This is a genomic window from Enterococcus sp. AZ149, assembly GCF_051714285.1.
GTDB lineage: Bacteria > Bacillota > Bacilli > Lactobacillales > Enterococcaceae > Enterococcus_D > Enterococcus_D entomosocium.
In genome coordinates this window covers 1,234,897-1,249,387 of the sequence record NZ_JBIORO010000001.1, presented here as the reverse complement: position 1 = coordinate 1,249,387, position 14,491 = coordinate 1,234,897, and the positions used below count along the sequence as shown (strand labels likewise).

Annotated in this window: 14 protein-coding genes; 2 read left to right on the top strand and 12 right to left on the bottom strand. The window is 41.3% G+C overall.

Translation table 11 applies throughout. From position 1 onward, the window contains the following. Positions 1-108 precede the first annotated feature (108 nt). Positions 109-1,602, top strand: a complete 1,494-nt coding sequence (locus tag IGI94_RS05925) for a helix-turn-helix domain-containing protein (RefSeq protein WP_005236849.1) — start codon at positions 109-111, stop codon at positions 1,600-1,602. A gap of 135 nt (positions 1,603-1,737) precedes the next feature. Here the strand turns inward: IGI94_RS05925 and lepB are convergent, their stop codons facing one another. From lepB to IGI94_RS05890, 7 genes are all read right to left on the bottom strand, one after another. Continuing rightward, positions 1,738-2,286, bottom strand: a complete 549-nt coding sequence (gene lepB / locus IGI94_RS05920; RefSeq protein WP_086299602.1) for a signal peptidase I — start codon at positions 2,284-2,286, stop codon at positions 1,738-1,740. Between the two features lie 32 nt (positions 2,287-2,318). Next, a complete protein-coding gene (locus IGI94_RS05915) occupies positions 2,319-3,749 on the bottom strand; it encodes a S41 family peptidase (protein WP_438899539.1) in 1,431 nt (476 codons plus the stop codon). Between the two features lie 76 nt (positions 3,750-3,825). Beyond that, the gene (locus tag IGI94_RS05910) at positions 3,826-4,047 is read right to left on the bottom strand and encodes a YozE family protein (RefSeq protein WP_005236867.1); all 222 of its coding nucleotides are present in this window, start codon (positions 4,045-4,047) and stop codon (positions 3,826-3,828) included. Further along, positions 4,040-4,561 (bottom strand): peptide-methionine (S)-S-oxide reductase MsrA, encoded by a 522-nt coding sequence (gene msrA, locus IGI94_RS05905; protein ID WP_438899538.1) that lies wholly within the window; start codon positions 4,559-4,561, stop codon positions 4,040-4,042. Before msrA ends, IGI94_RS05910 begins: the two co-directional genes overlap by 8 nt. After that, positions 4,561-5,211, bottom strand: a complete 651-nt coding sequence (locus tag IGI94_RS05900; protein WP_005236869.1) for a YpmS family protein — start codon at positions 5,209-5,211, stop codon at positions 4,561-4,563. The genes msrA and IGI94_RS05900 overlap by 1 nt, the downstream gene beginning before the upstream one ends. Then, a complete protein-coding gene (locus IGI94_RS05895; protein WP_438899537.1) occupies positions 5,208-6,194 on the bottom strand; it encodes an SGNH/GDSL hydrolase family protein in 987 nt (328 codons plus the stop codon). Before IGI94_RS05895 ends, IGI94_RS05900 begins: the two co-directional genes overlap by 4 nt. A gap of 214 nt (positions 6,195-6,408) precedes the next feature. Continuing rightward, on the bottom strand, positions 6,409-7,251 hold the full coding sequence (locus IGI94_RS05890) for a DegV family protein (RefSeq protein WP_034872242.1): 843 nt from the start codon (positions 7,249-7,251) through the stop codon (positions 6,409-6,411). A 126-nt stretch (positions 7,252-7,377) separates the two neighbouring features. Between IGI94_RS05890 and trhA the strand changes: the two genes are divergently transcribed. Further along, positions 7,378-8,031 carry a PAQR family membrane homeostasis protein TrhA gene (gene trhA, locus IGI94_RS05885; RefSeq protein ID WP_005236874.1) on the top strand — a complete coding sequence of 218 codons (654 nt, stop codon included), beginning with the start codon at positions 7,378-7,380 and terminating at the stop codon, positions 8,029-8,031. Positions 8,032-8,094: 63 nt separating this feature from the next. Here trhA and IGI94_RS05880 read toward each other — a convergent pair whose 3' ends face one another. The 5 genes from IGI94_RS05880 to IGI94_RS05860 form a co-directional block, all read right to left on the bottom strand. Continuing rightward, positions 8,095-8,583, bottom strand: a complete 489-nt coding sequence (locus IGI94_RS05880; RefSeq protein WP_086317052.1) for a dihydrofolate reductase — start codon at positions 8,581-8,583, stop codon at positions 8,095-8,097. 5 nt (positions 8,584-8,588) lie between these two features. After that, complete coding sequence (locus IGI94_RS05875) at positions 8,589-9,335, bottom strand: hypothetical protein (RefSeq protein WP_086317050.1); 747 nt, start codon at positions 9,333-9,335, stop codon at positions 8,589-8,591. Positions 9,336-9,378: 43 nt separating this feature from the next. After that, the gene (locus IGI94_RS05870; RefSeq protein ID WP_005236877.1) at positions 9,379-10,326 is read right to left on the bottom strand and encodes a thymidylate synthase; all 948 of its coding nucleotides are present in this window, start codon (positions 10,324-10,326) and stop codon (positions 9,379-9,381) included. A 16-nt stretch (positions 10,327-10,342) separates the two neighbouring features. Further along, the gene (locus IGI94_RS05865; RefSeq protein WP_438899536.1) at positions 10,343-12,250 is read right to left on the bottom strand and encodes an ABC-F family ATP-binding cassette domain-containing protein; all 1,908 of its coding nucleotides are present in this window, start codon (positions 12,248-12,250) and stop codon (positions 10,343-10,345) included. A 204-nt stretch (positions 12,251-12,454) separates the two neighbouring features. Next, on the bottom strand, positions 12,455-14,491 hold the full coding sequence (locus IGI94_RS05860) for a cation:proton antiporter (RefSeq protein ID WP_086317044.1): 2,037 nt from the start codon (positions 14,489-14,491) through the stop codon (positions 12,455-12,457).

The following is a 14,491-nucleotide window of genomic DNA, read 5'->3' as shown; positions in this document are numbered from 1 at the left end:
GCTCTGGCAAAAATTTGTCTCAGTTTTTCTAAAAAAAAGCAAAAGTTTTGAGACGTGTCTTTACACAGTAATATAAATAAGTTATTAATAAAATAAGAAGGTGATCATTTGATTGAAAAAATACTCTTAGATACCCGAGCATTAGACAAAATCGGACTCTACGGAAAACTACTATCAATTGCTCCGGGTGAATACAACATAGAGTTCGTGAAAAATCTGACCCATTTAAGTGCAACGAGATTGAAAAGTTTACTTTCCTCGATCCAAGAGGACCTGCAAAACCTCTCCCCAGTAAATCTTTCATTACATAAAAACACCCTTAGTCTCCCTAAAAATTTGATTGAATACAATCAATATCAACAGTTTTTAGCCCAAGAAAGTATTTCTTATAAAATGTTGTTAAGTATCTTGACCAACCAAGATGAAAGTTTGCTGGCATTTTGCCAAAGAAACTATATCAGTCGTTCGACTTGTTTCCGACAAACTAAAAAGCTTCAGGATCATTTAAAGGAATTCAACGTAACCTTAAATCAATCCGCCATGACGCTTATCGGTTCAGAGATGGTGATTCGCATCTTATTGTTTAATTTTATCTGGCACATTTCTTTAGGGGATAGTTTGGTGAAGGCCTTTGACCAAGAGATCGAAGAGCTTTTTGTTACCTATGAAGGAACGAAATACAAAAGCAAGTATGAAATTGGCAAAAAAGAAGCCTTACTTCATTGCAAGATTTGTCTGTTTCGTTTAAAGGATGGTCACAAGACAAATCTTTATCAGTTAACGAACCGATCATTTATCCCCAGTGGTGAAAAGCTTGATTTCTTCTCTGCTTTCTTTATGATCATTGATTCAGCAATAGACATTCTTGAGATCAATTCTTTGTTCTTTCTTTTTTATTACTGGCCGATGCTGACTTCTGCCAAAGATGTGCGTCTTCCGATTGTAGCGGATTGTTACAATCACGAAAAGTTAGAATTAAAAGAGCTGATGACTGAGTTTGAAGAACATTGCCAAAAATTTCTCTGTGATTTTGACTTCGACCATCAGTCGTTCCTTTATATGAATACATATCTTACGTTGCTGAAGTTCTGTATATTTAAGCAAAAAGTCCCCCTTTCAAATTTTTTCGAAGCAAATGTCATTAAGGATAAATACCCATTACATACGATTTTGACAAATACCATTCAAAGTTTTTGGCGTAAAATAGCAAATCGTAAAGGTTATGAGTGGTTAAAAACCTGTTATACCGATCTTGCTTTTTATCAAGCCTGTTTGCTTTATCCCATTTACATTGAAAAGGAACAAAAATATAAACTTAAAGTTGCTTTTGTCTATGTATCTAACTACTTGGTTTCCATGGAAGTTTTTAATATATGTGAACGGTTGCCCTACGTTGAAATTGAACGGATCACGCTGCCAACTGAAGAACCTTTTGACTTTTATATTTTGAGCTCACCACAGCTTTTACCCCCTTTTACAACCGAAGAAAACTCGGCAATCATTGATTTTTGTCGCTATCGTGATTTTGAAACGAATTTATGTCAGAAACTATCGAATGCTTTTAATGAAAAAATAAAAAAATTAACAGCAATTAGTGACTAAACAAACGCTTCTTTCGATGCTAACCATTTCCCTTTGGAAAAAGAATAAAAAGCTAGACAAAATCCCCCCCTTGGAATCAACGGATAATTCCAAGGGGGGGATTCATTATTTAATTATTTATTGATTTTACACAGACTAAATCAATCGAATATGAGTCAATGGATAATAAACAAAACGAGCATTGCCTAAAATGGCCTCTCCTGATATTGGTCCAAAGGAACGGCTATCTTTGGAGGCACGTCGATTGTCTCCAATGACAAAGTAACTATCTTTCCCTAATTTCTCAACACCTAATAAAGATTCCAAATCAAAGTCATTGGTGTAAGAGACAGACTCGTGATCATTGCTGCGGTTCTTCACTAGAAAATCTTCATCTACCGGTTCATCATCAATGTAAAGCTGATCATTGACATATTTCACTGACTCACCCGGTAAGCCAATCACCCGCTTGATATAGGTCGAACCATCCGGCAACTGGAAAACAACGACATCAAAACGTTGGATTGGCGAAATCTTCTCAATGACCACCATGTCTCCTTGTTTTAAGGTTCCTTCCATCGAATTTCCTTCAACAGGAACTGGGATCAACAAGAATGCCCGAATCAAGAATGCTGTTGCAAAAGCAATTAACGCATATTTCACTACTAGCCAAAAACGATCAACCCAGAATTTTTTCGCCTCCACACGTCTGCCTCCTCTCCAATTTTTCACTTAGTTTATTCTTCAGAAAGCAAGGACAGTGCTTTTAAATATGCTGGGTCCTCTGCTTTGAGTTTCTCCGTTACTTCTTTTTCGATCGCTTGGGCAGTGTCTGCATCGACTTCCGCAGTCACTTTTAAATCATGAGCCTCTTGAAAAGTCTTCACTGCTGCTGTCGTCTCATCATTGAAGGTATCACCACTAGTGGCATACCCTAACGCTTTAAGAAATTGATTTAGGTTATTGACTGCCGTTGATGATTGTCCAGCTTTTAAGGCATTGTCCCGTGGTAATGGCGGGAAATACGCATACTCTGGATAGTCCTCTTCATAATCCGGCATCACACCTTGATCATTGACCCAATTTTCATCCGGTGTCAGCCATTTCATGACCGTCATTTTTAATTCACTATTATCCCCCAGATCCTTCACGTTCTGAACGGTTCCCTTGCCGAAGGTTTCTGTACCAACAACTGGGATATCCGCTGATTCTTGCAAGGCTGCGGCAAAAATTTCCGATGCAGAGGCACTGCCGCCGTCGACTAAAACAACGACCGGTTCTGTGACTTTGAATCCTTCATCCAATGCTTCGCTCGCTTTGGTCTCACTGACCACCCCTTGATTGTTGGCAAACTTCACGATCGTTTGGCCGTTTTCTAAAAACATACTTGCCATGATCTGTACTTGGTCCAGCAATCCGCCAGGATTTTGTCTTAAATCCAAAACAAACGACTTTGCGCCGGCTTCTCGCAGTTCGGTGATGGTTTCTTTCAACTCAGCTGCTGTGTTTTCACCAAAGGAAGTAATATCGATACGACCGATTGTGTCATTATTTTCAGCAATTTCTCCATGGACTGTTTCGATTGGGATCACATCACGAGTGATCTCCACATCAAAGGTGTCCTGATCACGTTGAATCGTTAAGGTGACTTTCGTCCCTTTTTCACCACGAATCTTTCCCACAACTTCAGATAATTCCTGTCCTTGCGTATCTTCACCGTCTACCTTGACGATTCGGTCATTGATCCGCAGACCACTTTTTTCAGCAGGCGTATTTTTTATCGGCGCTTGTGCGACTTCTGGATAGTCTTCAACGATTGACAAGGTAGCACCAATCCCTTCAAAACTTCCAGAAAGTGATTGTTCTAAGTTATCCGCATCTGATTGGTTCAAATACGTCGTATAAGGATCATCTAGCGCATCAGTCATCCCTTGAAGGGCACCTTCTATCAAGGCATCCTCATCAACTTCTTGGTAATAATTCGCAAGGATTTGGTCATATAGCGACTGGATTTTCTCCATTCCGCTGGCTTCTGTGGTCGTTTCTGTCACCGGTTGCGTCGTCTGCTGATTTTGCTGAGCCGTTTGCCATAAATAGACACCGCCTCCTGACAAAATTGCGACACAAACGAGAGAAACGATATATTGGCTCGTCGTTAAACCTTTCATTCACAACACCTCTCTGAGAAAAAACAGCTCCGTTCTGCGGATTTTATGCAACCATACAAAACGAAGAATCGTTTTTTTATTTGTTATTTTCGAGATACTCTGCCCAGATACGATCAAAAATATCCATGGATGGCAAATAATCAACATTTAGTTCCAGATAAGAAGAGACTTCATCATAGTCATCGCTGTGCTTCGGAAACTGGATATCATGACTTGCATGAGTAGCAAAGATCTGGGCCTCATCTGTATGACTCGGTCCTTTGACTGCCATTAAATAGGTATAAAAACTTTTACGCATGTTCTTGCTCCCAATGATTTTCTAAAAAGGCTGCTCTACGGGCATGATTGCGAGCAAAATTCTCAGGATTCTTTTTATAATACTCTTGGTGCTCTTCTTCCGCTAAATAAAAAGGTTGGGCTGGTTCGATCGTGGTCACGATCGGATCGGTAAATCGACCGGAAGCCTGAAGCACCTCTTTGCTGGCTTCGGCTTTTTTCCGCTGCTCTTCATTAAAATAGAAGATAGCCGGACGATAATTGTCGCCGCGATCTTCAAATTGACCAAAAGCATCTGTCGGATCCGTTTGCTGCCAATAGATCGTCAAAAGGTCTTCATAACTGATTTTTTCAGGATCAAAAATGATTTCCACTGCTTCAGTATGCCCGGTTTGATGGCTTTTGACTTCTTCATAGGTTGGATTTTCGGTATGTCCTGCGATATAGCCGGAAAAAATTGAATGCACCCCTTCTAATTCATCAAAGGGTTGGATCATACACCAAAAGCACCCACCGGCAAAAATTGCTCGTTCCATTATTCATCCTCCGTTTCAGCTGGTAAATATAAACTCATTTGAATTTCATCATCCACAAGATTGATTTTGTTGGCTTTGATAAACAAGCCATTTTGCATACGGAATTGATCCAAACGTATCAAAATGATTTGTTCATCTGCATTGACATCGATCCAGTCAGGAAATTTAAAACTACGTTTGATCATTTTCATTACTTCACTGGTGGGCAGATCCAAGGTGCCGATTGATAAGCTTTTGGCTTTCAATTGAACGTTACCTTCTTCGGTCACGTAAGGATCAAAATAGAGATAGAAGGTGATAGGAAATCCTAATACTTGAAACTCTCCCGTCAACAATGCCTCATTTCTTAGCTCAAAATTATACTTGACCTCTTGATCTTTTTGAAAATCTGACAGATAAAAATCAATCAATTGGTTGACCTGGCTCTTGTTGCTGTTAACGGTCAGAACAGGACTGCCCTCCCGTTGAACAAGTTCAGCACTTTCATTTAAGCCGGTTTCTCGCTGTTGAAAAATTCTTGAAGCAAAGAAAACCGTTGTGCCTAAAAGGATACCGACCAACACTAGAAAAGCAATTTTCCAGTAGTTGATCGATTTTTTTTTCGTTGCAGCTGTTTTTTCCGGCTGCTTCGTTGATTCGCTTGGTTTCATTTTGCTTCCTCCTCTAGCAACCAATAATTTTGCGTTTTGATCACTTCATCGCGAACGGCATTCGCCATCAGTTGATACCCAAGATTATTGGGATGGAAGCGATCGCCTTCATACAAAACATTGTTTGTGATATTATTCCCGACAGTTTGCGATGAGTCAGTTGTCGTTGAAGTACTGCTTTGTGATTCATCCGAAGCTGTCGACGATGAATCAGATAAGCGTTCTGTGTCCGATGATTCGGCAGTTTTCTCTGATTCTCCTTCTTCTGTATCAGCAATACCGACCTCATCACTTAACCCTTTATAGAGCAAATCGTTGATAGGAATAAAAAAGGCATTGTCTTGCTGATTGACGAACGTTTCCGTTTGTTTATTCCAGTTATCAATGATCGTCTGCATATCCGTGATTTCTGGGAAATTCAGATAAAATGGATTGTAGATGCCCAAGACATAGATTGGTGCATCACTATTCAAATCGCGGATTTGAGCAAACAAGTCTTTTAAACGTTCCTGGTAATCTTCCATCGGTTCCGTAAACGTCTCAATGCTCAAGCCGAAGAAATTGCTCTGAATCACTTTTAGTACGTCGTTACCGCCGACAGTCAAGGTAATCAAATCCGCTTGACTAAGATCTTGGCGTAAGTCTTCATCGTTTTTCACTCGCTTTAAAATCTGATCGCTTCTTTCACCAGCGACCCCATAATTTTTAGTTACCAAATTGCTCAAATCATAGCGATCCTCTAGATCCCCAGCCAAAATTGGCACAAAGCCACCACGAGCTGTTTCATCACCAACCCCTTCTGTCAAGGAATCCCCAAGAGCGAGATATTCAATGGCGGATTTTTTCGAATCATTGGCTGCTAGCTTGTCCACAGGGGTCAGCAATGGTTGGGCTTTGGGAACAGTAAAATGAAACAGTAAGCCAGTTCCAATAGCTATCAATCCCACAACGAGTAGATAAGTTACTAATTTCTTCCATTTCACAGGTATTCAAACTCCTTTGTAATCTTTGCTATTTTAACAAAATTCTCATAAAATTCCTAGTCGCAATCCTTCAAACTTAAGAAAGAAAACAGCTACCTGCCAAAGAGTCGACAAGCAAAGGCAGCTTCTTTTTTTGTTTTTTCTTCCCGACAGCTTGTCATACGCCAAAAAGCGATTCGTCATTAAACGAATCGCTGAAAGAAAACATGCTTTTTTATTCCGTACTATAAGTAATCGCAAAGGCACCTTTACCTGTGTGAGTGGCGATGATCGGTGTCGTGTGCAACAAGGGGATATCCAACTCGGGGAATAGTTCCGCTAATTCCTTTTGGAAACGTTCTGTGATTTCTAACCCTTCAGCATGAGAAATACCAATTTTCGTCACTTTAGGCATACTCTTCAGTTCAGCTTTTAACTCTTCAAACCATTTATTGAAGGTCTTGACACCACGTCCTTTGACGACTGGAATCAGTTCTGAATGATCAAAATCCATAATCACTTTCATGTTCAGCAAACTCGATAAAAGACCTTTGGCACGACTGATACGACCGCCTTTTACTAAGTTTTCTAACGTTGAAACGCCGATAAATAATTTCGTATGCTCACGCACCAAATCCACCTCTGGTAAAACTTCTTCTAGTGTCTTACCGGCTTTAGCCAATTCTGCTGCCCGAATCACTTGAAAAGCCAACGCTTGGTCTGTCGTGTCACTATCGATCACGGTGACTTTAGCTTTTGATAAATGACTGGCTTGACGAGCCGCTTCCACGGTTCCGCTAAGCCCTTTGGTCATATGAATCGATAGTATTTCACTGCCATCTTTGCCTAATTCATCATATAGTTCTACAAAATGACCGATTGGCGGCTGGCTAGTTTTAGGTAATTCTTTGGCTTGCGCCATCATTTGCATAAATTTTTCTCCCGGCAGCGTTTCATCATCTGGATAAACGACACCATCGATCATTACAGATAAAGGCACGACATGGATAGCCAAAGCATCACGGACACTTGGTTCCATCGTACTGGAAGAATCTGTCACAATTTTAAGATTTGCCATCATATATTCACTCTCTCTTTAAATCAAGTCTTTTTTCGTGGTAAAATAACCACAGACCATTTATACTAAGTATAACAGAGAGAAAATTTTTTTTCATCTAATTTCGATTCGAAAGGACGGTGCCGAATGCAGCACATGAAGTTTAGTCGCAGATATTTGATCGTCAATGAAGTATTAAATGCAGTAACCCACGGGATCGGATTAGGACTGAGTATCGCAGGACTGGTCATCCTCTTAATCAAGGGGGCAAATCTAGGGTCACCTATCCACATCGTTTCCTATGCCATTTATGGGTCGATGATGATTTTGCTCTTCCTCTTTTCTACCTTATTTCACAGTTTGATTTTTACCAAAGCAAAAAAGGTCTTCCAAGTCTTTGATCATGCCTCCATTTTCTTGCTGATCGCCGGAAGCTATACACCTTTTTGCTTGCTTAGTATCCAAGGCTGGCTTGGCTGGTCACTCTTTGTCTTGATTTGGCTACTAGCAATTAGCGGCATCGTTTATAAGTCACTGACTCTTCATAAAAAAGAGACTGTCTCAAAAATCTCCACCCTGATCTACATCATCATGGGCTGGCTATGTGTCGTCGCCTTCAAACCTCTGATCGAACATTTAGGCTACTGGGGAACATTTTTACTAGCAAGCGGTGGTGTTTCTTATACTGTAGGTGCGCTATTCTATAGTTTAAAATCCGTTCGATTCATGCATGTGGTTTGGCACTTATTCGTTATGTTAGGTGCTGGACTGATGTACTTCTCCGTCTTGTTGTATACCTAAAAGTGAAGCATTGCTTACAAACAAAGAACAGGAAACTTTCGCTGCAGAAAGCTTCCTGTTCTTTTATTTTCTATGATAAAATTCAAATTGATGGGGATAACGGTTCTTTTCATCGACGATCCCATCGATCACATGATCAAGTTTCCATTGCGTCCAATCAATCTCTGGGAAATACACATCTCCGTTAAATTCCGCATCGATCACTGTACGGTACAATTGATCGCAATCGTCAATCATCGCTTCAAAAACACCCGCTCCACCAGTTAAAAAAACGGGATGCTCTTGTTGCTTCACATACGCTAAGATTTCCTCTCGGTCATGCATCACTAACGCGCCGTTGGCTTGATAGTGTGGATCACTTGTCAAAACGATTGTCGTACGCTGCGGCAGTAATCTTTTTCTCATTCCTTCAAAGGTTTTGCGCCCCATTATAATCGTATTATTGATGGTTTGCTCTTTAAAAAATTTCAAATCATTTGGCAAATGCCACGGCAACGTGCCATCCGCTCCGATCAAACCCTTTTGATCTTGTGCCCAAAGTGCGATCAACATAAAAATTACATCCCTTCTGTATAAAATGATTCCGAAATAGTAGCAGCAACCTGCAGCCGCTGCATCAGCTGAAAAGCTGATTCATGCTCAAATGGATCTTTGTTGCGTTCATCAAAGCGCAAGCCATCACAGGCTTGGTAAACAATTGTGCCGCCGCTTCTTTGGACATTTCTCGGCCATTCCCCATCGTTTAAACGCGCGTTGTTGTTTTTCAGTAAGGTCGGTATCAGGGAGATAGGAAAGAGAGCACTACCAGCTGCGACATCAATTTCTTGTATTTGAAAAAAGTCAGCTGCGATCTCGTTGATCAAGCGCTCCGTTCTTTGCCACGTTTGCGGATGACTCGCAAACGCCCTTGCAGTTCGCCCTAGGATACAATACGTATTCTCTGGTAACGGCTGTTTGCTTATTGCCACAAGTTCTTCCGGATACGTCTCGATCCAAGTCACTACGCGATCAAAATCACAAATATGCAATGAATCCAGCATTGGTAAAGTATGCTGTGCCGCAAAAATAAGCCTTCTGCGGGCATCCGCCGCCCCTTTTGCTGGTATAAAAAGGGCAGTGCACTGCTGATTTGATCGAATGGCTTCTTTTAGCTCCGGCACTGTTTCCTCGGATACGGATAGCCAAACTGTATCATAGTGCTGATGCAAGAAATCAATGCATTGATCAATGAGCAATGCATGAATCGATCCAACATGTCTCTGATGAAAGGTCGCCGCAAAGCCTCGTTTGTGGGTATTTCCCATTACGCCTCATTCCTTTCTTTATGAAATGAAACCAAACAACCACTTAAACTGCGATCGGTGCTTTGATTGTTGGATGCGGATCATACCCTGCCAGGGTAATATCTTCCATTTCAAAATCAAAGATTGACTGTTTTTCAGGATTTAACTGTAAGCTTGGCGCCGGACGTACTGAACGAGTCAACTGTTCCTTCATCTGTTCTATATGATTACTGTACAGATGAGCATCACCTAATGTATGGATAAAATCTCCGACTTCTAGTCCAGTTTCATGAGCAATCAGGTGCGTTAATAGCGCATAACTAGCAATATTGAAGGGAACGCCTAAAAAGACATCGGCACTGCGTTGATATAACTGACAGCTTAAGCGACCATCATGAACATAAAATTGAAACATCGTGTGACAAGGGGGCAACGCCATCGTCGGTACATCTTCTGGATTCCAAGCAGAGACGATCAAACGACGAGAGTCTGGCGTTGTTTTGATCATCTCGATCACTTCTTTGATTTGATCGATAAACCCACCCGTACTTTTTTCCCAATGGCGCCATTGGTACCCATAAACATGACCCAAATCGCCGAAGGTTTCAGCGAATGTATCATCAGATAAGATTTTTTCACAAAACTGTTTCAACTCGTGTTGGTACTGTTCATTGAAAGCTTCATCCACTAGGGAACGACGGCCAAAGTCCGTCATGTCAGGACCTGTGTAAGCATCACTTTTAATATAGCGCTCAAACGCCCATTCATCCCAAATGTGGTTATTATGTTCTAGGAGATAACGAATGTTGGTATCTCCTTTTAGAAACCACAATAATTCGCTTTTGATCAAGCCAAAAGGAACTCTCTTGGTTGTCAACAATGGAAAGCCTTGGGACAGATCAAAACGCATTTGGTGACCAAAGACACTGCGTGTTCCCGTTCCTGTACGATCACTTTTATCATTGCCTTCTGCTAATATTTTTCTTCCTAGATCTAAATATGCTTGTTCCATCGTTCTCTCCTTTACTCTACACAAATTCGCTCAAATATTCCCAACGATCCATTTTTTCTGCAAGTTGCGTTTCAACCTCGCTGATTTCTTGCTGTAATTTTTGGAGCTTGGTAAAGTCAGCTCCTTGATGATTCATCTCTTCAGTCAAAGTGGCAGCTTTTTCTTCTAACACCGCGATATCATCTTCAATTGTCGCCCACTCTTTTTGTTCCATATAACTCAGTTTCTTTTTGACAGGCGCTGCAGCAGACTCCTCACTATCAGCAGAAAGGGAATCGTTTTTTGATTCTTTTGGCTCTAGTACACTTGAACTAGCTTTATTGGTATTGGCTGCTAAGTACTCATTAATGGAACCAAAGTAGGACTTAATCCTGCCGTCTCCTTCGAAGATCAGCAATTTTTGGGCAACTTTATCTAAAAAGTAGCGGTCATGGGAAACAGTGATTACTGCACCTGGGAATGTTTCCAAATAATTTTCCAAAATCGTCAGGGTATCAATATCCAAATCGTTGGTCGGTTCATCTAACAAGAGAACATTTGGCTGCCCAATCAATAGCTTGAGCAAAAATAGGCGTCGTTTTTCCCCGCCAGACAGCTTGCCGATCTTAGTGCCGTGCATGGATCGCGGAAACAAAAACTGTTCCAGCATTTCTGCGACACTGACTTGTGAGCCATCCACTTTTTGCACTTCCTCGGCTGCTTCTTGCAAATAAGCAATCATTCGCTGATCAGGGTTCATCGCTTCAATCGTTTGCGTATAATAAGCCATTTTCACAGTCACGCCAATCGTCCGCTCCCCTTCTTCTAAAGGCAGGCGACCAGCTAAAATATTGAGCAACGTAGATTTGCCCGCACCGTTTTCTCCTGTGATCCCTAAGCGTTCTCTTGATTGAATCAACAAATCAAAGTGAGACAAAATCGTTTTGTTTTCAATTTGGAAACTCGCATCTTTTAGCTCTAAGACTTGTTTGCCTAAGCGTGTCGTAGCAACATCAATGGCCACTTCGCCGTTACGTTTTACTTGATGTAGGTTTTCTTTTAAATCATCGAAACGATCGATCCGTGCCTGTTGTTTCGTTGTACGGGCCTTTGCTCCGGTGCGAATCCAAGCCAACTCATGTTTGTATAACTGCTTGCGCTTGTCTTCTTGCGTCTCCTCCACTCGTTCTCGTTCTGCTCGAGCATGAAGATACGTCTCGTAATTGCCTTGATATTCATGCAGCTTGCCAAAGGACAATTCAAAGATCCGGTTAACGACTCGATCCAAAAAGTAGCGATCGTGGGTCACCATCAATAACGCACCCCGATAATTTTTTAGATAGCCTTCCAACCATTGGATCGCATCATAATCTAAGTGGTTAGTCGGTTCATCCAATAACAACAGGTCTGGTTCATCGATCAATACTTGAGCCATAGCCACTCGTTTCTTTTGACCTCCAGATAACTCACTGACCTTTTTCTTTAAATCACTGATCCCAAGTTTTTGGAGGATAATTTTGGCTGTTGTATCTGTGTTCCAAGCATCGGCTTTATTCATCGCTTCTTCTGCCAATTGATAATTGCGCTGCGTTTGTTGATCCATACCATTATTTTCTAAAGCAATCAGCGCTTTTTCATAATCGCGAACAACGCGGATCAGCGGACTGGTCCCTTGAAAAACAGCATCTACAACGGATAATTCTTCTTGTAGCTGATTGTCTTGCGCTAAAAAGCCAATTCGATAATCTTGACTGGCAAAAACAGTTTGGCGATCACCATCTCCACGATCCAAACCTGCTAAGATTCGCAGCAAACTTGATTTCCCCGTGCCATTGACACCGATCAAACCGATCCGATCTTTTTCATGTATCAGAAAAGAAAGCTGATCAAACAGTGTTTTTTCACCGTAAGTTTTGGTTAATTCACTTACTTTTAATTCTTTCACAGAATCCCTCCTGAGTTTTTTCTTCGCTCATTGTACCACATTTCATCCGAGGAAACGATGAGAGAAAGGAGCAGTTTTTGCAATAAAAAAGAATGCCTTCGTCAGTTTTTTCCCTCTGATCATCGATGTTGATCATCTTTTAGGAATAACCTGACGGAGACACTCCATAAAACGTGCATCAAGTTGCGCGCCTTTTGAGACATATTATCGGCGGAACATCCGCTGTTTCGGTTGTTCTTCCGCTCGAGACATCGCATACGATTCTAACAGATTGACATTGCGTCGGTACTCATTTGCAGAAATCGTTGAAATTTTCTCAGCCACTTCATATTCATCGATCGTCTTGCGCTCAAGATAATAGCCCCAAAGGACTTTCTTAACAAAAATCGGGTCTTGCTCAATCATGATCGTTTCAATGAAATTGCTATGTTCAAACCGTTTGATGCTCATTTCTCGTTGACGAATAAAGAAATTGATCAGCGAGGAATCATAAACATCTTCTAAATTGCTCAAACTGTGAAAAATGTATTCGCTGTTTTTTAAGTAGATTTTTTGTACTTCAGAAATGTCTCGTTGTTTCAAGGCATCTTTCAGTTGCTGCTGCCGCTGTAAAAACAAACGTGGATGGATCAGTACACGAATAAAACGCTGAATAAAGAAGAGCCAAAAACTAAAGAATGAGAGAATTTGTTTTGCGAGGGAATGCTGCTGCTGAGAAATAAAGCGTGAATAAAAACGATAGCCATTTAGGCTGACTTTCCCATTTCGATAAGCTTCATCCAAGCCGTCTTGTTCGATCGATAAGATCAATCCTTGAATTTCTTGGATTTCTTGTTTTTCTGAATCAGTCAAACTATTGCGATACAATTCCCAACGACGATTTTCATAGGAATTGATGACAGCATCGATCGCTAAGCGACCTTTATCAGAAAGCTCTTGTTTTTCTTCTGCTTCCAATTGTTCGATGACGTCTTCTAAGATCAGCAAGTGATTGAAGTCGACACTTTCGGCAGCTTCACCATCTGCCAAATAAGGTAAGACCATCACGCTGATGATCAATGTCAGCAAAATTACACAGGCGGTCAAAAACAGGAGCAAGCTCCGTTCCTGAAACGGTGTATCATGCACCATCACCGGTAAAATGAAGATGGCTGCCAAACTGACTGTTCCCTTGACGCCACCAAAGGTCAACAAGGCGACTTGATTCATGGATACTTGTTTTTTTGACTGTAAGAACCAATAATAAAATAGCAAAAAGATAAAACGTACGAGGAAAATCACCGCTGTGACGACTAAAATCGTGATGACTAGATGCCAGTTTGCATAGTTTTTGCTTTCCCAGATCGGTGAAAAGACTTGTGACAACTCGATCCCTAGAAAGAGAAACACTAATGCGTTCAATGTAAAGACAATGGTCGACCATGTGCTTTCCGAAATGTTCGCTAATTCTGCATCAAACAACGAGATCCGGCGTTTTCTTTGGGCTTGGGCTACACCTGCCACAACTGCTGCGATAATCCCTGAGACGCCAATCATTTCTGCCAGCAAATAGGCAGCAAATGGCAAGAGCAGTTCAATCAATAAGTATACTGTGACATCTTGTGCCGAGATTTTTTCAATAAAACGTAAAATCCGGCGTTTCAGCCATACTATCAAGTAACCGACAAGCCCGCCACCGATACTAGAGAAAAGAAGTTGGAAGCCTGCGTTGGCTGCTGAAAAACTCCCGGTAGTCAAAGCCACGATAGCAAACTGTAATGCGGTAACCCCCGAAGCATCGTTCAGTAAGCCCTCGCCTTCAAGAATATGCATAATGTTTTTGGAAATTTTCAAACGCTTTGCTAATGAGGAGACTGCCACCGCATCAGTTGGTCCTAACGCAGCCCCGAAAGCGAAGCAAGCAGCCAGAGGTATCGTCGGCATCAACCAATGGAGGGTTCCGCCGACCGCAAACAGCGTCATTAACACGCCACCAAAAGCCAAAAACAGCACGATCTTGCTGTTTTTTAGGATCTCAGGTACATCTGCTCGTTCCCCTTCTCGAAATAGCAATGGACCAATGATCATTACTAAAAACATTTCCGGTTCAAAGGCGATCTCTTGACCCATTTCTGTAAGACCTAATAAAATTCCTAAGATGATTTGAATAAAAAAGATCGGTACTGAGGGCAATATTTTGCTCGCCACATTTGATAATGTGACAAGAATTGCAATGATAATGACGAGTTCAATAAATTCCAT